At 68.2% G+C, this 17,340-nt stretch carries 16 protein-coding genes and 1 CRISPR repeat array; of the genes, 13 read left to right on the forward strand and 3 right to left on the reverse strand.

All coding sequences use genetic code 11. The annotated features are described in order from the left end of the window. Positions 1 to 108: 108 nt before the first annotated feature. A CRISPR array of direct repeats spans positions 109 to 1,499; the repeat unit is 29 nt; unit sequence GCCGTCATCAGCCCAGGAGGGTTCGCAAC. Between the two features lie 65 nt (positions 1,500 to 1,564). After that, a complete protein-coding gene (locus ACIQD6_RS00005) occupies positions 1,565 to 1,810 on the forward strand; it encodes a hypothetical protein (protein ID WP_401876541.1) in 246 nt (81 codons plus the stop codon). A gap of 211 nt (positions 1,811 to 2,021) precedes the next feature. On the opposite strand, the gene ACIQD6_RS00010 is transcribed toward ACIQD6_RS00005, so the two are convergent. Next, the gene (locus ACIQD6_RS00010) at positions 2,022 to 2,642 is read right to left on the reverse strand and encodes a hypothetical protein (RefSeq protein ID WP_401877984.1); all 621 of its coding nucleotides are present in this window, start codon (positions 2,640 to 2,642) and stop codon (positions 2,022 to 2,024) included. A 116-nt stretch (positions 2,643 to 2,758) separates the two neighbouring features. On the opposite strand from ACIQD6_RS00010, the gene hemL reads away from it, so the two are divergent. The 7 genes from hemL to ccsB all read left to right on the forward strand — a co-directional run bounded on the left by hemL (position 2,759) and on the right by ccsB (position 10,868). Continuing rightward, positions 2,759 to 4,090 (forward strand): glutamate-1-semialdehyde 2,1-aminomutase, encoded by a 1,332-nt coding sequence (gene hemL, locus ACIQD6_RS00015; RefSeq protein WP_401876542.1) that lies wholly within the window; start codon positions 2,759 to 2,761, stop codon positions 4,088 to 4,090. Positions 4,091 to 4,149: 59 nt separating this feature from the next. Further along, entirely contained in the window at positions 4,150 to 4,851 is a 702-nt protein-coding gene (locus ACIQD6_RS00020; RefSeq protein ID WP_401877985.1) for a histidine phosphatase family protein, read from the forward strand. Between the two features lie 372 nt (positions 4,852 to 5,223). Beyond that, positions 5,224 to 6,468, forward strand: coding sequence for a hypothetical protein (locus ACIQD6_RS00025; RefSeq protein WP_401877987.1), 1,245 nt, complete (start codon positions 5,224 to 5,226; stop codon positions 6,466 to 6,468). A 67-nt stretch (positions 6,469 to 6,535) separates the two neighbouring features. After that, positions 6,536 to 7,156, forward strand: coding sequence for a TlpA family protein disulfide reductase (locus ACIQD6_RS00030; protein WP_401876544.1), 621 nt, complete (start codon positions 6,536 to 6,538; stop codon positions 7,154 to 7,156). A 31-nt stretch (positions 7,157 to 7,187) separates the two neighbouring features. After that, complete coding sequence (locus tag ACIQD6_RS00035) at positions 7,188 to 7,943, forward strand: cytochrome c biogenesis CcdA family protein (RefSeq protein WP_401877989.1); 756 nt, start codon at positions 7,188 to 7,190, stop codon at positions 7,941 to 7,943. Between the two features lie 4 nt (positions 7,944 to 7,947). Then, positions 7,948 to 9,759, forward strand: coding sequence for a cytochrome c biogenesis protein ResB (locus ACIQD6_RS00040; RefSeq protein WP_401876546.1), 1,812 nt, complete (start codon positions 7,948 to 7,950; stop codon positions 9,757 to 9,759). Then, positions 9,756 to 10,868 carry a c-type cytochrome biogenesis protein CcsB gene (gene ccsB, locus ACIQD6_RS00045; RefSeq protein WP_401876548.1) on the forward strand — a complete coding sequence of 371 codons (1,113 nt, stop codon included), beginning with the start codon at positions 9,756 to 9,758 and terminating at the stop codon, positions 10,866 to 10,868. The genes ACIQD6_RS00040 and ccsB overlap by 4 nt, the downstream gene beginning before the upstream one ends. A 141-nt stretch (positions 10,869 to 11,009) precedes the next feature. Here ccsB and ACIQD6_RS00050 read toward each other — a convergent pair whose 3' ends face one another. Together ACIQD6_RS00050 and ACIQD6_RS00055 are read right to left on the reverse strand one after the other, a co-directional pair. After that, positions 11,010 to 11,486 (reverse strand): nucleoside deaminase, encoded by a 477-nt coding sequence (locus ACIQD6_RS00050; RefSeq protein WP_401877991.1) that lies wholly within the window; start codon positions 11,484 to 11,486, stop codon positions 11,010 to 11,012. Positions 11,487 to 11,534: 48 nt separating this feature from the next. Beyond that, positions 11,535 to 11,990 carry a PLD nuclease N-terminal domain-containing protein gene (locus ACIQD6_RS00055; RefSeq protein ID WP_401876550.1) on the reverse strand — a complete coding sequence of 152 codons (456 nt, stop codon included), beginning with the start codon at positions 11,988 to 11,990 and terminating at the stop codon, positions 11,535 to 11,537. 85 nt (positions 11,991 to 12,075) lie between these two features. On the opposite strand from ACIQD6_RS00055, the gene ACIQD6_RS00060 reads away from it, so the two are divergent. From ACIQD6_RS00060 to mqnE, 5 genes are all read left to right on the forward strand, one after another. Then, the gene (locus tag ACIQD6_RS00060) at positions 12,076 to 13,527 is read left to right on the forward strand and encodes a menaquinone biosynthesis decarboxylase (RefSeq protein WP_401876551.1); all 1,452 of its coding nucleotides are present in this window, start codon (positions 12,076 to 12,078) and stop codon (positions 13,525 to 13,527) included. Between the two features lie 79 nt (positions 13,528 to 13,606). Then, positions 13,607 to 14,509, forward strand: a complete 903-nt coding sequence (mqnP, locus tag ACIQD6_RS00065) for a menaquinone biosynthesis prenyltransferase MqnP (RefSeq protein WP_401876553.1) — start codon at positions 13,607 to 13,609, stop codon at positions 14,507 to 14,509. Between the two features lie 111 nt (positions 14,510 to 14,620). Then, positions 14,621 to 15,328: a UbiX family flavin prenyltransferase gene (locus ACIQD6_RS00070; RefSeq protein WP_401876554.1), complete on the forward strand. Its 708-nt coding sequence runs from the start codon at positions 14,621 to 14,623 to the stop codon at positions 15,326 to 15,328. Positions 15,329 to 15,517: 189 nt separating this feature from the next. Further along, positions 15,518 to 15,979, forward strand: a complete 462-nt coding sequence (locus tag ACIQD6_RS00075; protein ID WP_401876555.1) for an Lrp/AsnC family transcriptional regulator — start codon at positions 15,518 to 15,520, stop codon at positions 15,977 to 15,979. A 152-nt stretch (positions 15,980 to 16,131) separates the two neighbouring features. Continuing rightward, positions 16,132 to 17,295 carry an aminofutalosine synthase MqnE gene (mqnE, locus tag ACIQD6_RS00080; protein WP_401876556.1) on the forward strand — a complete coding sequence of 388 codons (1,164 nt, stop codon included), beginning with the start codon at positions 16,132 to 16,134 and terminating at the stop codon, positions 17,293 to 17,295. The last annotated feature ends 45 nt before the right edge of the window (positions 17,296 to 17,340 follow it).

Here is a 17,340-nt window from a genome sequence, read left to right on the forward strand (position 1 = left end):
ACCCCCCAGGTCATGCCTTCGACAGAGGGGACACAGTCATACCGGGCCCGGAGGCCAGCGGCCCCATTGCAGGACCGCGAAAAACATAACGGGGGCTCTCTTTAAGGAGCCGTCATCAGCCCAGGAGGGTTCGCAACGACCGGTCCGCCGAAGCATCGGAACGGCTGTCGGGCCGTCATCAGCCCAGGAGGGTTCGCAACGCGACACCTGGATCTGCTGGTACTTCCAGCCCTGCCCGCCGTCATCAGCCCAGGAGGGTTCGCAACAGGGGAACCGGTCATCGAAGCGGGCCCAGGGCATGCCGTCATCAGCCCAGGAGGGTTCGCAACTCATCGCCCACGTGTGGGACCGCCGCACCCGGGCCGTCATCAGCCCAGGAGGGTTCGCAACACCCACACCCGGGCACCAGGGGTGGCACCCGTACGGAGCCGTCATCAGCCCAGGAGGGTTCGCAACCGACGCTCAGTGGTCCCGGTGAAGTCGGACGACCGAGGCCGTCATCAGCCCAGGAGGGTTCGCAACTTGAGGGGTAGGCCGGGACGGACGCCCGGCCGACAGCCGTCATCAGCCCAGGAGGGTTCGCAACGCCACCGACGTGCTGTAGATCAGGCGGGTGAGACGTGCCGTCATCAGCCCAGGAGGGTTCGCAACGTGGTCTTGCGGTCTCCGCGCTTCTTCGCGGCGATGGCCGTCATCAGCCCAGGAGGGTTCGCAACACGCGCTGGGCCTGGGCGCGGGTGGCGGGCAGCTGCACGCCGTCATCAGCCCAGGAGGGTTCGCAACGTATGGCGCTGGGTCTGATCAGGACCAGCGGCAACACGCCGTCATCAGCCCAGGAGGGTTCGCAACCGATGATGGCCCGCACCAACAAGAAGGCGACCGCCGGCCGTCATCAGCCCAGGAGGGTTCGCAACGGGCTGACGGTCCCGCAGTACCTGACCGACATGTACGCCGTCATCAGCCCAGGAGGGTTCGCAACCGCGATCTCCCTTGCCTGGCTGACGATGGTGGCCTTGCCGTCATCAGCCCAGGAGGGTTCGCAACATGACCTCCTCGCCCGCGGCGAGCCCGTCACCTTCAGCCGTCATCAGCCCAGGAGGGTTCGCAACCCTGCCCGACCACCGGGAAGCCGAGGCCTTCCGCGTCCTGGCCGTCATCAGCCCAGGAGGGTTCGCAACACCTTGGCAATCATCTGGTGTGACGTCGCGAGTGGCCGTCATCAGCCCAGGAGGGTTCGCAACGCGACGACGACCAGGCCGAGCAGCTCGATACCGGCCGTCATCAGCCCAGGAGGGTTCGCAACCACCGCAGGTCCGAGCAGGACCGCCGCTGCACCAGGGCCGTCATCAGCCCAGGAGGGTTCGCAACGCGAGCACGGAGACCGTGGTCTCACCCGCCTGCCACGGCCGTCATCAGCCCAGGAGGGTTCGCAACACCTGGGACGCCGAGGAGCGTTCGGGCCCTGCGCTGGCCGTCATCAGCCCAGGAGGGTTCGCAGCTGGCGGTCAGGCGGGAACTGCGGGAGGAACTGGGCAGGGACATCGACGTACGCGGACTGCTGGTCGTGGACTGGGTCGCACCGCACGGCCCGTGGGACGACCAGATCGCGTTCATCTTCGACGGCGGAACCCTCGACGCGGCCGAGGAACTACGCCCGCACGACGAGGAACTGTCCGAAGCCCGCTTCGTGACCCTGAACAAGGCACGGGAACTGCTGAGTACGCGAATGCGGCACCGGCTGGACGCCGCCGTACACGCATTGGACGGGGGACGGCCGGTGTACCTGCATGACGGTGAGGCGGTCTGGTGAAGCGCGATATCGGCCGAAGTGTCGTACCCAGGTGGTGATGCTCGGATATCTCGGCGCCACGCACATCACGCTGCGGACTTGCACGCACCTGCTGCCGTCGAGCGAGACTCGCACTCCGCCGAACCCATGTGCCCTGGCCGCCTGACGGTCCCTCAACGGGCATGAAGAAGGCGGAGCCCGAAAGCCCCGCCCAATCCGCGAGAACCTCAGGTCAGGGCCACACCAAGCAGTACGGCTGATGCCCCGCCTCGTGCAGCCGATGCGAGAAGTCCTGCCACTCGTGCAGCAGTTGGTACACGTTGAACGCGTCCCTCGGGCCGCCCCGGTCCGGGACCGTCGACCAGATGAAGGCCGCCGCGCCCACCGACTCCTCGCCGACGCCGCGCAGCGGGTCCACGACCGTCATGGGGAGCTTGACCACCGCGTAATCCGGGTGCAGCACGACCAGTTCGAGCGGCGGGACCTTGTTCAGGGGCATGCCCTGTATGCCCGTCAGGACCATCGCCGCTATCGTCTCGGGCTTGATCTTGGAGAACATGCCACCCATGCCGAGCTCGTCGCCGCCCAGCTCCTCCGGCCGCATCGAGATGGGGACGCGGGCTGCTGTCGCTCCGTCAGGCGCGCCGAAGTACTTGTAGGTCACCCCCACCCGGCCACCACTCCTGCTCTCCGGACGTGCGTCGTTTCCCGGAGGTTGCTCACGGGCCTCACCGGCCGCACTGCCCTCGCGGGCATCGCGTTCGCGGCGCTCATGTCGTCGGTGCCTGCCCCGCTGGGCACGTTCGGGACCCAGGTCGTCGGTCCCCTCGCCCAGTCCGCCACCGCGATGCATATCTCCACCCGACCACTCGCAGCCGTGGCCGCGCAACCCGATCATCGTGACAGTGACCTCCCCCACGAACGGCCGGTGAAACACCTGTCCGCAAGAACGTCCGAGCCTCTGACACCATGGATTCCGTGAGCTTCCCCTATGACGCACCAGTTTCGCAGACGCTTTTCGACCGTGCGGCCCTTGTGACCCCCGGCGGCGTGAACTCTCCCGTGCGTGCCTTCCACGCGGTGGGCGGTACGCCCCGGTTCATGGTGTCCGGTAACGGTCCATACCTCATCGATGTGGACGGTCGCGAATATGTCGACCTCGTATGTTCCTGGGGGCCGATGATTCTCGGTCATTCGCACCCCGAGGTCATCGAAGCCGTCCAGGCCGCGGTCGCTCGCGGTACGTCCTTCGGTACGCCGGGTGAGGGCGAGGTCGCGCTCGCCGAGGAGATTGTGGCGCGGATCGCGCCCGTCGAGCAGGTACGGCTCGTGTCGTCCGGTACCGAGGCGACCATGTCCGCGATCCGGCTCGCCCGTGGATTCACCGGGCGGGCGAAGGTCGTGAAATTCGCCGGCTGCTACCACGGGCATGTTGACGCGCTGCTCGCCGCGGCGGGTTCCGGTGTCGCGACCTTCGGGCTGCCGGACACCCCGGGCGTGACCGGCGCGCAGGCCGGCGACACGATCGTCCTGCCGTACAACGACCTCGACGCCGTACGCCAGGCCTTCGCCGCGCACCCCGGCGAGATCGCCTGTGTGATCACCGAGGCGTCGCCCGGCAACATGGGCGTCGTGCCGCCGCGTGACGGCTTCAACGCCGGGCTCAAGGAGATCTGCGCCGCAGACGGCGCGCTGTACGTCTCCGACGAGGTGATGACCGGATTCCGTACGTCGAAGGCCGGGTGGTTCGGCATCGACGGTGTCGTGCCCGACCTGATGACCTTCGGCAAGGTCATGGGCGGTGGCTTCCCCGCCGCCGCGTTCGGCGGCCGGGCCGACATCATGGGGCGGCTCGCTCCGGCGGGGCCCGTCTACCAGGCGGGCACGCTCTCCGGGAACCCCGTCGCCACCGCCGCGGGCCTCGCGCAGCTGCGGCTGCTCGGCGACGCGGAGTACGAGAAGGTCGACGCCGTCTCGAAGCAGATCCAGGCGCTGGTGACGGAGGCGCTCAGCAAGGAAGGCGTCGCCCATCGCGTGCAGACGGCGAGCAACATGTTCTCCGTCTTCTTCACGGCCGACGAGGTCCGTGACTACGAGGACGCCAGGAAGCAGCAGTCCTTCCGCTTCACCCCGTTCTTCCACTCGATGCTCGCCGACGGCGTCTACCTGCCGCCGTCCTCCTTCGAGTCGTGGTTCGTCTCCACCGCCCACGACGAGCGCGCGGTGGAGCGGATCGCCGCGGCGCTGCCCGCCGCCGCCCGTGCCGCCGCGGAGGCCACCGAGCCGGAGAGTGCGGCATGAGCGAGGAGCGGGAGCGGGCCGAGGAGCGGGAGCAGGAGCGGGCCGAGGAGTTCCGGCAGATGGAGCAGGAGTCGGAGCAGGACGGGCGGGGCGACATCACCGTCGTCCATCTCGTACGGCACGGCGAGGTCCACAACCCCGACGGCGTCCTCTACGGACGGCGCCCCGGCTACCACCTCTCCGACCTGGGGCGGCAGATGGCCGACCGCGTCGCCGAGCACCTCGCGGACCGTGACATCACCCACGTCGTCTCCTCCCCGCTGGAGCGCGCCCAGGAGACCGCGGCCCCCATCGCCACGTCCCACGGCCTGCCCCTCGGCACCGACGCCCGGCTGATCGAGGCCGCCAACGTCTTCGAGGGCAAGACCTTCGGTGTCGGCGACGGCGCGATGCGGCAGCCCGGTAACTGGAAGCACCTGACCAACCCGTTCCGGCCGTCCTGGGGCGAGCCGTACGTCGATCAGGTCGTACGGATGATGGGCGCCCTGACCTCGGCGCGCGACGCGGCCCGTGGGCACGAAGCGGTCTGTGTCAGCCACCAGTTGCCGATCTGGATCGTGCGGAGCTTCGTCGAACGGCGCCGGCTCTGGCACGACCCGCGCCGGCGGCAGTGCACGCTCGCGTCCCTGACGAGCTTCACCTATCAGGGCGACAGGATCGTCTCCGTCGGCTACTCCGAACCCGCTCGTGATCTTGTTCCCGCCCATCTCCTCGCCGGCGCCAAGCCGGTGAAGGGCGGCGCCAAGGCATTCGGCGCGTGACGGGTAGGCCGTGACGCGGGTAGGCCGTGACGGGTAAGGCGTGACAGCCAAGGCATGACAGCCAAGGCATGACAGCCAAGGCGTGACGAATAAAGCACGAAGGGTTACGTGTTACGCGTAACCTGTAATGAGTGACCGGTGACGTTCTGCCATCCGGAATTACTGCCGCTATTCGTCACAGCACGCGTTCGCGCCGCTACCGCCCATCCGCGCCACTGCCGTCCCGCATTGCCGAGCTCTGTCACAGCTCTTGTTACACGGCAAAAAGTAGGAATTGCTGGAACCCCGCCGCCCCGCCCGTCATCTCCACTGCTGCCGCTTGTAAGACTCGTATGAGTGGCATCTGAACGTACGAGCGGGGATGGGAACGGTATGCGCGACATCAGCAGAAGGGGTCTGCTCGGAGCCGGAATGGGAGCCGCGGCCACGATGGGACTCGCGGCTTGCGGCTCCATCGGCGGCAGTGAGGCAGGACGGTCGGACGGGGGCAAGGGCACCGGTAACGGCGGAAGCGGGACCGGTAGTTCCGGCCATCAGGGCCGGCTCATCGGGGACGGCTCCACCTCCGACACCGGAAAGCAGCCGCATCAGCCGTCCAAGCCCGTCCCCCTCGAACCGGGTGAGACCCCGCCGCAGTTCGTGATCTTCTCCTGGGACGGGGCGGGCGAGGTCGGCAACGGCCTCTTCCCCCGCTTCCTCGACCTCGCCAAGGAACACGACGCGGCGATGACCTTCTTCCTCTCCGGGATCTACCTGCTGCCCGAGTCGAAGAAGACGATGTACCGCCCGCCGAACAACCCCGTCGGTGCCTCTGACATCGGCTATCTCACCGACGATCACATCAAGGACACGCTGAAGAACGTCCGTCGGGCATGGCTCGACGGTCATGAGATAGGCACGCACTTCAACGGCCACTTCTGCGCCGGCTCCGGCTCGGTGGGGAACTGGACCCCGGAGCAGTGGCGCAGCGAGATCGACCAGGCCGTGTCCTTCGTCACCGAGTGGCGTACGAACACGGGCTGGAAGGAACTCGATCCGCTGCCCTTCGACTACCGCAAGGAACTGGTCGGCGGCCGGGCGCCCTGCCTGCTCGGCCAGGAGAATCTGCTGCCGACGGCGAAGAAGCTCGGCTGGCGTTACGACGCCAGTTCCCCGGGCGGCCTCCAGCAGTGGCCGGGCAAGTCGCGGGACATCTGGAACTTCCCGCTCCAGGCGGTCCCGTTCCCCGGGCACAGTTTCGAAGTCCTTTCCATGGACTACAACATCCTCGCCAATCAGTCGAAGAATTCGACCAAGGGGATGCCCTCGCGTTATCCGGGCTGGCGCAAGCAGGCCACCGAGGCCTATCTCGCCGGTTTCAACCGGGCGTACGAAACGAACCGCGCGCCGTTTTACATAGGCAACCACTTCGAGGAGTGGAACGGCGGAATATATATGGACGCCGTCGAGGAAGCGCTCAAGGGAATGGCAGGGAAGAAGGACGTACGGCTGGTGTCCTTCCGCCAGTTCGCCGACTGGCTCGACGTTCAGGACCCGGCCGTACTCGCCAAGCTCCGTACGCTGGACGTCGGACAGGCCCCGGCCGGCGGTTGGAACGCATTCCTTAATCCGTCTTGACAAGGGGCTTAACGGGCAGCCAGGGGGGTGCGCAAGATCCCCGAATCGCTCATGCGAAACTTTTCACATGAACTCAGGCCGCGCCCCCCGACGCCGTTCCGGCCGTCGACTTCGGGCCATCCTGCCGGTCTCGGTCGTCGTCGCGGCGCTGACGCTCTCGGCGTGCAGCGGCGGCGGCAAGTCCGGCGGTGGTGGTGACACCAATTTCGTCACGAACACCGGAGGCATCTCCACCGTCGCGAAAGCCGACCGCAAGGCGGTGAACGAGGTCGCGGGCGAGACCCTCGAAGGCAAGAAGCTCGATGTGGCCGACCTCAAGGGCAAGGTCGTCGTGCTGAACGTCTGGGGCTCGTGGTGCCCGCCCTGCCGCGCCGAGGCCCCGCACTTCGCCAAGGTCGCCAAGGAGACCGAGGACAAGGGCGTGGCATTCGTCGGGATCAACACCCGCGACGCCAACAAGGGCCCGGCGCTCGCGTTCGAGAAGGACTACGGCGTCCGCTACCCGAGCCTGTACGACCCCACGGGCAAGCTCATCGTCCACGGGTTCCCCAAGGGCAGTCTCAACCCGCAGTCCATCCCCTCCACGATCGTGCTCGACCGGGACGGGAAGATCGCGGCCCGCTCGCTGATGGCGCTCGACGAGACGAAGCTGCGCAAGATGATCGACCCGCTGATCGCGGAGAAGTGATCCTGTGCTGGTTCTCGCCGAGGCCTCCGGCATGGTCGTGAGCTCGGGCACGTACGACACCGTCCACAACGGAGCGCTGACGCTCGCGCTGCCCATCGCCCTGCTGGGCGGGCTCGTTTCCTTCTTCTCCCCGTGCGTGCTGCCGCTCGTGCCCGGCTACCTCTCGTACGTCACCGGCATCAGCGGTACGGATCTGGCGGACGCCAGACGGGGCCGGATCGTCGCGGGCGCCGCGCTCTTCGTCCTCGGCTTCACCGCCGTCTTCGTCTCGGGCGGCGCGCTCTTCGGCTACTTCGGCGCGACGCTCCAGGAGTACCGGGACGTCGTGTCCAAGGTGCTCGGCGCGCTGATGATCCTCATGGGGGTGTTCTTCATGGGGATGCTGCCCTGGTTCACCCAGCGCGAATTCCGCTTCCACAAGCGCCCGGTGACCGGCCTGGCGGGTGCCCCTGCCCTGGGCGCGCTCTTCGGGATCGGCTGGACGCCCTGCCTCGGCCCGACGATCTCCGCCGTGCAGGCCCTCGCCTTCAACGAGGCCAGCGCCGGCCGAGGGGCCATACTGACCGTCGCGTACTGCCTCGGCCTCGGTATCCCGTTCGTGCTCGCGGCGGTGGCCTTCCGTAAGGCGCTGGGCGCCTTCGGCTGGGTCAAGCGCCACTACGTGTGGGTGATGCGGATCGGCGGCGGGATGATGATCGTGACCGGGCTGCTGCTGCTGACCGGTGCGTGGGACGGCATCGTGCAGCAGATGCAGGGCTGGTCCAACGGCTTCACGGTGGGGATTTAGTTCCATGAGCAAGGCAGACAGCAACCGCACGACCGGGATCGACGGTACGACCGGGGGCGAAGGTACGGACAAGACCCCCCGTACTCCCGAGATCCCCGATGCCCGGAACGCCGACAGCCGGGCCGCATCCGAATCCCGCGACGCCCGCGAACTCGGCGACGCCGGTTCCCAGCTCTCCACCGCCCCCCGCGAGGAGCGCGAGGACACCGTCATCGGCGGCCCCACGCTCGGGATCGTCGGCTGGGTGCGCTGGTTCTGGCGGCAGCTCACCTCCATGCGCGTCGCGCTGATCCTGCTCTTCCTGCTCTCCCTCGGCTCCATCCCCGGCTCGCTGATCCCGCAGGCCAACGTGGATGAGCTCAAGGTGCAGGAGTTCAAGGACCGGCACGAGACGCTCACCCCGGTCTACGACAGCCTCCAGCTCTTCCACGTCTACAGCTCGGTGTGGTTCTCCGCGATCTACATCCTGCTGTTCATCTCGCTCATCGGCTGCATCGTCCCGCGCACCTGGCAGTTCGTCGGCCAGCTGCGCGGACGCCCGCCGGCCGCGCCCAAGCGGCTCAACCGGCTTCCCGCGTACACCACCTGGCGCACCACCGTCGCGCCCGAGGCCGCCCGTGAGGCCGCGCTCTCGGTGCTGAAGAAGCGCCGGTTCCGCGCCCACACGGTCGGCGACGCGGTCGCGGCGGAGAAGGGTTACGTCCGCGAGGCCGGCAACCTGATGTTCCACGTCTCGCTGATCGTGCTGCTGGTGGCCTTCGCCAGCGGGGTGCTCTTCAAGTCCGAGGGCGGCAAGCTGATCGTCGAGGGCGACGGCTTCTCCAACACCCTCACCCAGTACGACGACTTCAAGTCCGGTTCCCTCTTCGACACGGACGAACTCGCGCCGTTCAGCTTCACCCTGGACCAGTTCACCGGTACGTACGCGCGCAGCGGGCCGCAGCTGGGCACGCCCCGTACGTTCAAGGCGGCCGTCCGCTACACCACCGAAGCCGGGAGTGCGGAACGCAAGGCGGACATCGAGGTCAACAAGCCGCTGGACGTCGACGGTTCGAAGGTCTACCTGATCTCGCACGGGTACGCCCCCGTCGTCACCGTCCGGGACGGCAAGGGCAAGCCGGTCTTCACGGGCGCGGTCCCGCTGCTGCCCATCGACAACAACGTCTCGTCCACCGGCGCCATCAAGGTGATGGACGGCTACCGGGACAAGAACGGCAAGAAGGACCAGCTCGGCTTCGCCGCGTTCTTCGTGCCGACGTACGGCGGCAAGGGCTCGGGACAGATGTTCTCGCGGTTCCCCGCGCTGGACTTCCCGGTGCTCAACGTGGGCGCGTACCACGGCAGTCTGGGCGTCGACTCGGGTCTGCCGCAGAACGTGTACCAGCTGAACACCGACAAGATGAAGGCCTTCAAGGACTCCAAGGGCAACGTCCTGAAGAAGACGCTGCTCCCCGGCGACAAGCTCACGCTGCCCGATGGCGCCGGCTCGATCACCTTCGAGAAGGGCGTCAAGGAGTGGGCGAGCTTCCAGATCTCGCACCAGCCCGGTGACGGCTGGGCCCTCGGTGGCGCGATCGCCGCCATCGCGGGGCTGGCCGGTTCGCTCTTCATCCAGCGGCGCCGGGTCTGGGTCCGGGCCGTGCGGGGCGCCGACGGCGTCACCGTCGTCGAGATGGCGGGACTCGGCCGCAGCGAGTCCGCCAAGCTCCCCGAGGAACTGGCCGAGCTGGCCGGCACCCTCCATTCAGAGGCGCCCACGGCGCCTGATCCCGCGGATGATTCCGCAGTAGAGACTGTCGAAGGGGCTGAGAAGTGAATCTCGCCGCCGCCGCAACCGCCGCCGCCGCAACCAACGAGAGCCTGGCGCAGACCAGCAATGTGCTGATCTATTCGTCCATGGCCGTCTACATGCTGGCCTTCTTCGCGCATATCGCCGAGTGGCTGTTCGGAAGCCGCAGCAAGGTCGCCCGTACCGCCGCCGCGCTGACCGCCGACGGCGCACAGTCCACGGCCGCCGCGGCGGATCAGCCGAAGATCAAGGCCGAACAGAAGGGCGGCACGGCCGTCCTGGAACGGCCGAAGATCATCACCCGTTCCGCGTCCGGCACCCGCGACCTCCCGGACGGTCCCGGCGCGCACGGCGGCGACGAACAGGGCGATCTCTACGGCCGGATCGCCATCTCCCTCACGGTCCTCGCCTGGGCCGTCGAGGCCGCCGGTGTGGTCACCCGCGCGATGTCCGTCCAGCGGGCGCCGTGGGGCAACATGTACGAATTCAACATCACGTTCACCACCGTGGCGGTCGGCCTCTACCTCGCGCTGCTCACGCTGAAGAAGAACGTGCGCTGGATCGGACTGCCGCTCGTCACCACGGTCCTGCTCGACCTCGGGCTCGCGGTCACCGTCCTGTACACCGCCAGCGACCAGCTGGTCCCGGCGCTGCACTCGTACTGGCTGTGGATCCATGTCTCCACCGCGATCTTCTGCGGCGCGGTCTTCTACGTCGGCGCGGTCTCCACGCTGCTCTACCTCTTCCGCGAGCGGTACGAGACGAAGCTGATCCAGGGCGTCACGCCCAGCACGTTCGCCACCTCCGTCATGGAACGGCTGCCCGCCTCGGCGACGCTCGACAAGTTCGCCTACCGCGTCAACGCGGCCGTCTTCCCGCTCTGGACGTTCACGATCATCGCGGGCGCGATCTGGGCGGGCGACGCCTGGGGCCGCTACTGGGGCTGGGACCCGAAGGAAGTCTGGTCCTTCATCACCTGGGTCGCGTACGCCGCCTACCTGCACGCCCGCGCCACCGCCGGGTGGAAGGGCCGCAAGGCCGCGTATCTGGCGCTGATCGCCTTCGGCTGCTGGCTGTTCAACTACTACGGCGTGAACATCTTCGTCACCGGCAAGCATTCGTACGCCGGGGTATAGGCCCGCGCACAGCCGCGCACGCGATGCATGAACGGCCTGCACGCGTGCATCCCTTACATAAAGAGATGCCCCGCGGGGGGTTGACTCCCGCGGGGCATCGCTGTATTTGGGCACCGCTGTATTCGGCGGTAGGGGCGCGCGTCAGTCCTGGCCGATGTCTTGACTGATGTCCTCGCCGATGTCCTCGTACCAGAGCTCAGGCCGGTCCCCGATGAAGGCGCGCATCAGGTCCGTGCACTCCGGGTCGTTGAGCAGGACGACCTCCACGCCGTGCTCCGCCAGCCAGTCATGACCGCCGTGGAAGGTCACCGCCTCACCGATCACCACCCGCGAGATCCCGAACTGCCGGACCAGGCCGCTGCAGTACCAGCACGGCGAGAGCGTCGTCACCATCGTCGTGCCCCGGTACGAGCGCTGCCGGCCCGCCGCGCGGAAGGCGGCTGTCTCGGCGTGCAGGGACGGATCGCCGTCCTGCACACGGCGGTTGTGGCCGCGGCCGAGGAGCGTCCCGTCCGGGCCGTACAGCGCGGCACCGATCGGGATCCCGCCCTCGGCCAGCCCGGTCCGCGCCTCCGCGACGGCGGTCGCGAGCCACTCCCGTACCCGCGCGATGTCCATGGTGGTCACGTCCCGGTGGCGTTCACGGTCGTCACGTCCCGGCTGCCCTCAGGGCTTCGGCGGCGCGTCGTCCGCGCTGCCGCTGCTGCCGCCGCCGTTCTCGCGACGCTCGATCTCCTCCTCGCGGCGGCGCAGATCGGCCTCCCACTGCTCCAGGTGCGAGGCGGCCTCGGGGTCGTCCTGCCCCGGTCCGGGTTCCTCGCCGCTCTTCTTCCCGTTCCTCCCGTCCTCGCTCTTCTTCCCGTCCTTCTTCTCGTCCTTCAGGGAGTTGAGGAATTCCGGGTTGTCGTCGGGCGCGACCCAGCCGCCGCGCCGCGTCGCGGGCGTACGGGTCCGGCCCACGATCAGCCACGAGATCGAGCCGACCAGCGGGAACAGCAGCACCAGAATCGCCCAGAGAGGCTTGGGCAGGAAGCGGATCTCCTTCTCATCGGTGGAGATGCAGTCGATGAAGGCATAGATGCTGAGAGCCAACGGCACCAGAAACATCAGCACCCGAAGCATGGAGGTCCCCCTGTGATGGAGATCGAGACCGGATGAGCGGCCCCCGTGACAGGTCCAGGGTACCGAGTACCGGATACTGGGACGCATGGCTTACGACGATCTTCGCTCGCTGCTCCGCGCCCTGGAGCGTGAGGGTGACCTCAAGCGCATCAAGGCCGAAGTCGACCCGCACCTGGAGGTCGGGGAGATCGTCGACCGGGTGAACAAGGCCGGCGGGCCCGCGCTGCTCTTCGAGAATGTCCGCGGCTCCTCGATGCCCTTGGCCATGAACGTGTTCGGCACCGACCGGCGGCTGCTCAAGGCCCTCGGGCTCTCGTCGTACACGGACATCAGCGACAAGATCGGCGGACTGCTCAAGCCCGAGCTGCCGCAGGGCTTCGTCGGTGTGCGCGAGGCGTTCGGCAAGCTCGGTTCGATGGTCCACGTACCGCCGAAGAAGATCAAGGACGCGCCGGTCCAGGAAACCGTCCTCATGGGCGACGACGTGGATCTCGACCAGCTGCCCGCGCTGTTCACCTGGCCGCAGGACGGCGGGTCGTTCTTCAACCTCGGTCTGACGCACACCAAGCACCCGGAGACCGGCGTCCGCAATCTCGGGCTCTACCGGCTCCAGCGCCACGACCGGCGCACCATCGGAATGCACTGGCAGATCCACAAGGACAGCCGCAACCACTACCAGGTGGCGGCCAAGCGCGGGGAGCGGCTGCCGGTCGCGATCGCGTTCGGCTGTCCGCCCGCCGTGACGTACGCCTCCACCGCGCCGCTGCCCGGGGACATCGACGAGTACCTCTTCGCGGGCTTCGTGCAGGGCCGGCGGATCGAGATGGTCGACTGCAAGACCGTGCCGCTCCAGGTGCCGGCGAACGCCGAGGTCGTCATCGAGGGATGGCTGGAGCCCGGGAAGACGCTGCCCGAGGGCCCGTTCGGGGACCACACTGGTTTCTACACACCGCAGGAGCCGTTCCCGGCGCTCACCATCGACTGTGTGACGACGCGTAAGCGGCCGCTGCTCCAGTCGATCGTGGTCGGCCGGCCGCCGACGGAGGACGGCCCGCTGGGACGGGCGACGGAACGCTTCTTCCTGCCGCTGCTGAAGATCATCGTGCCGGACATCGTGGACTACCACCTGCCGGAATCGGGCGGTTTCCACAACTGTGCGATCGTCTCGATCGACAAGAAATACCCCAAGCACGCGCAGAAGGTGATGCACGCGATCTGGGGCGCGCACATGATGTCGCTGACCAAACTGATCGTGATCGTGGACGCGGACTGCGATGTCCATGATCTGCACGAGGTGTCCTGGCGGGCGCTGGGCAACACCGACTACGCGCGCGATCTCACCGTGGTCGAGGGTCCGGTGGACCACCTGGACCACGCCTCCTACCAGCAGTTCTGGGGCGGCAAGGCGGGGATCGACGCGACGAGGAAACTCCCCGAAGAGGGATACACCCGGGACGGCGGCTGGCCGGAGATGGTCGAGTCCGACCCGGAGATCGCCGATCGGGTGACGAAGCGCTGGAAGGAGTACGGGCTGTGAATCACGCGCCCACCATGAGGACGAGCGGGGCGGGGACGGGTACTCCCCGCGCCTGCGGGGATGCTCCGGGGTACGGGCTGTGAGCAGCGCCGCCGCCGCGGTTCCTCAGCCGGGCCGGACCAAGGCCTTCTTGCGGCTGGTCATGATCGAGCACTCGGTCTTCGCCCTGCCCTTCGCGTACATCGCCGCGCTGACCGCGATGTTCCAGCTGGACGGGACCGTCCACTGGCGCGAACTGCTGCTGGTCACGGTCGCCATGGTCGGGCTGCGTACGTTCGCGATGGCCTGCAACCGGATCATCGACCGCGAGATCGACGCCCGTAATCCGCGCACGGCGGGCCGCGAACTGGTGACGGGCGCGGTGTCGGTACGGTCCGCCTGGACCGGCGCGCTGGTCGCCGTCGTCATCTTCCTCGGGGCCGCGGCCGCGCTCAATCCGCTCTGTCTCGCCCTCGCGCCCATCGCCGTGATCCCGATGGTGGTCTATCCGTACGGGAAGCGGTTCACCAACTTCCCGCACGCCATCCTCGGTCTCGCCCAGGCCATGGGCCCGGTCGGCGGCTGGCTCGCGATCACCGGGACCTGGTCCTGGGACGCGGTGATCCTCGGCCTGGCGGTCGGGGTCTGGATCGGCGGCTTCGACCTGATCTTCGCCTGCCAGGACGTCCAGGCGGACCGCGCGCACGGCGTGCTGTCCGTACCGGCGCGGTTCGGTATCCCGGCGGCGCTGTACGGGGCGCGCGCGTCGCACGCCGTGACGACGGCTCTGCTGGTCTGGTACGCGCTGGCCACCGGCGCCGGGGCGTTCTTCTGGGTGGGGCTGGTGATCGTCGCGGGGGCCTTCCTCTACGAGCACACGATCGTGAAGCCGCACGACCTGTCGCGCCTCAACCGGGCGTTCTTCTCGGTCAACGGCTTCATCGGGATCGCCCTGTTCGTGTGCGCTCTGCTGGATCTGCTGACCCGCGGCCTGACGGTGTAGCACGGCGGCGACGGCGGGACGCCCCACCGCGAGAGGCCTCACGCCGGGCCCCGGCAGCGACCTCGACCGCACCCGGTCCCCGCTGCCGGACCGCCGGATAGGCTCGGACGTGTGGAGCAGGTGGACGTACACAGTCACAGTCACAGCCGGCGGCAGCGCGTTCCGTGGGTCGTCGGTGTCTCCGGCGCGTCCGGGACTCCGTACGCCGCCGCCGTGCTGCGCGGGCTGCTGGACGCGGGCGAGAGCGTCGATCTCGTGGTCAGCAGGTCGTCGCGGCTGACGCTGCTCGACGAGACGGGCATCGCGTTCCGGGACGCGCACTGGCGGGACGATCTGGGTGCCTGGCTGGCGCGTGGCGCGGACGGCAAGCCGGACACGTTCGCGCGCGAACGGGCGCCGGATCTGGCGGACGTACGGTACTGGGCCGCCGGAGATCTGGCCGCCGGGCCGTCCTCGGGCTCGTACCCGGTCAAGGGCATGCTGATCGTCCCCGCGTCCACGGCGTGCGTGGCGGGGGTGGCGCTCGGTCTGTCGAAGGACCTGCTCCAGCGCGCGGCGAGTGTGACGCTCAAGGAGCGGCGCCGGCTGGTCGTCGCCGTACGGGAGACACCGCTGAACGGGCAGACGCTCAAGCATCTGGTCACGCTCGACGAGGCGGGCGCCGTGGTGCTGCCGGCCTCTCCGGCGTTCTACGCGGGGGCGACGCACATCCAGGATCTGGCGGATTTCGTCGCGGGGCGGGTGCTGGACGCGGCGGGGGTGCCGCACCGGTTGTACCGCCGCTGGGAGGGGGAGCTCGGCGGCTCCCGCGAGCGTTGACCGGTGCCGCCCGCGGGTGGGTGGTGCTGCCGGCGGGACGGGGCCGGGCAGGACGGCGCGGCGCCGAACGGGGTGGTGCGGGACGGGGCGGTGCTCGCGAGGGCGACGATTCGCAGAATTTAAGCCCAGCATGCCTTAGATTCTTTTCACAACTTGCGAGATTGCTGAATAATGGAAGGCTTCAAGTCTATGGATGCCGTGGATAGGCAGCTCATCCAGGCCCTCAGGGAGAACGGCAGAGCTTCGTACGCCGAGCTCGGCCGCCTCGTCGGGCTCTCCGGACCCAGCGTCACCGACCGCATCAACCGCCTCGAAGCGGCGGGCGTCATCACCGGCTACCGCGCCACGGTCGACTCGGCCTCGCTCGGTCTCGGAGTCACCGCGCTGATCGGGATCTCGCTCTCCGACGCGGCCGACCACCAGGACGTGGCACGCCGGATGAGCGAACTCGGGGAGATCGAGGACTGCTGGTTCATCGCGGGCGACGACTCGTACATGCTCAAGGTGCGGGCGAGCGACGTGGACGGGCTGGAGAAGACGATCGGCCGGCTGAGCGGTACGGAGGGCGTCTCCCGTACCCGTACCACCATCGTGCTCTCCACCAAGTGGGAGAACAGGGTCGGCGAACTCCCGGAAGACCCCGAGGCCTGACCGGCCCGGCCGGGGGAGTGGCGGGCCGCGACCGGTGGGTGGCGGTCCGAGGGGGTGTGCGGCCGGTGGACCGGAGGGCCGCACACGGTCGTGTCCGCCGGGGGGCGTAGGCTCGGCAGGTCCGATTGGTAGACGTATGGGAGGCGGCCGGTATGGACGCGGGGCTCAAGCGTGAGCTGGAGGAGAAGGTCCGGTCCGGGGAACGGCTCAGCCGCGAGGACGGGATCTCCCTGTACGAGTCGGACGATCTGGCGTGGCTCGGCGGCCTCGCCCACGAGGTGCGTACGCGCAAGAACGGCGACGTCGTCCACTTCAACGTCAACCGTCACCTCAACATGACCAACGTGTGCACCGCGTCCTGCGCGTACTGCTCGTTCCAGCGCAAGCCGGGCGAGAAGGACGCGTACACGATGCGCATCGAGGAGGCCGTCCGCCTCGCCAAGGCGATGGAGGGCGAGAGCCTCACCGAGCTGCACATCGTCAACGGCCTGCACCCGACGCTGCCGTGGCGCTACTACCCGCGCTCGCTCAGCGCGCTGAAGGAAGCCCTCCCGGAGGTCTCCCTCAAGGCGTTCACCGCCACCGAGATCCACCACTTCGAGACGATCTCGGGGCTGTCCGCCTCCGACATCCTCGACGAACTGATCGAGGCCGGTCTGGAGTCGCTGACCGGCGGCGGCGCCGAGATCTTCGACTGGGAGGTCCGGCAGCACATCGTCGACCACAGCACCCACTGGGAAGACTGGTCGCGTATTCACCGCCTCGCGCACGAGAAGGGGCTCAAGACCCCGGCGACGATGCTGTACGGGCACATCGAGGAGCCCCGTCACCGCGTCGACCACGTGCTGCGGCTGCGTGAACTCCAGGACGAGACCGGCGGTTTCCAGGTCTTCATCCCGCTGCGCTACCAGCACGACTTCGTGGACATGAAGGACGGCAAGATCCGTAACCGCCTTCAGGCCCGTACGACCATGGCCACGGGCGCGGAGGCGCTGAAGACCTTCGCCGTCTCCCGGCTGCTCTTCGACAACGTCCCGCACGTCAAGGTCTTCTGGGTGATGCACGGCGTGCAGACCGCGCAACTCGCGCTCCAGCACGGCGCGGACGACATGGACGGCTCGGTCGTCGAGTACAAGATCACGCACGACGCGGACAACTACGGCACGCCCAACAAGCTCGGCCGTGACGACCTGCTCGACCTCATCCGCGACGCGGGCTTCCGTCCCGTCGAGCGGAACACCCGCTACGAGATCATCCGCGAGTACCCGGGGCCGGACGAGAACCGCCGCGAGTCCCCGCAGCCGATGCGGGTCTGAGGAACAGCGGGACGCAAGGGCAGAAGGGCAGCGGGACGGAAGGGC

The sequence above is a fragment of the Streptomyces sp. NPDC088400 genome (assembly GCF_044753355.1).
GTDB lineage: Bacteria > Actinomycetota > Actinomycetes > Streptomycetales > Streptomycetaceae > Streptomyces.

What these genes read in the sequence shown, in the direction of transcription:
- ACIQD6_RS00035 (WP_401877989.1), top strand. Translation starts at nt 7,188, where the DNA reads ATGGTCGTGAGCTCGGGCACGTACGACACCGTCCACAACGGAGCGCTG.
- ACIQD6_RS00075 (WP_401876555.1), top strand. Translation starts at nt 15,518, where the DNA reads ATGGATGCCGTGGATAGGCAGCTCATCCAGGCCCTCAGGGAGAACGGC.
- ACIQD6_RS00010 (WP_401877984.1), bottom strand. Translation starts at nt 2,642, where the DNA reads ATGCATCGCGGTGGCGGACTGGGCGAGGGGACCGACGACCTGGGTCCC.
- ACIQD6_RS00025 (WP_401877987.1), top strand. Translation starts at nt 5,224, where the DNA reads ATGCGCGACATCAGCAGAAGGGGTCTGCTCGGAGCCGGAATGGGAGCC.
- hemL (WP_401876542.1), top strand. Translation starts at nt 2,759, where the DNA reads ATGGATTCCGTGAGCTTCCCCTATGACGCACCAGTTTCGCAGACGCTT.
- ACIQD6_RS00055 (WP_401876550.1), bottom strand. Translation starts at nt 11,990, where the DNA reads ATGCTTCGGGTGCTGATGTTTCTGGTGCCGTTGGCTCTCAGCATCTAT.
- ACIQD6_RS00020 (WP_401877985.1), top strand. Translation starts at nt 4,150, where the DNA reads ATGGAGCAGGAGTCGGAGCAGGACGGGCGGGGCGACATCACCGTCGTC.
- ACIQD6_RS00030 (WP_401876544.1), top strand. Translation starts at nt 6,536, where the DNA reads ATGAACTCAGGCCGCGCCCCCCGACGCCGTTCCGGCCGTCGACTTCGG.
- mqnE (WP_401876556.1), top strand. Translation starts at nt 16,132, where the DNA reads ATGGACGCGGGGCTCAAGCGTGAGCTGGAGGAGAAGGTCCGGTCCGGG.
- ACIQD6_RS00040 (WP_401876546.1), top strand. Translation starts at nt 7,948, where the DNA reads ATGAGCAAGGCAGACAGCAACCGCACGACCGGGATCGACGGTACGACC.
- ACIQD6_RS00060 (WP_401876551.1), top strand. Translation starts at nt 12,076, where the DNA reads ATGGCTTACGACGATCTTCGCTCGCTGCTCCGCGCCCTGGAGCGTGAG.
- ACIQD6_RS00050 (WP_401877991.1), bottom strand. Translation starts at nt 11,486, where the DNA reads ATGGACATCGCGCGGGTACGGGAGTGGCTCGCGACCGCCGTCGCGGAG.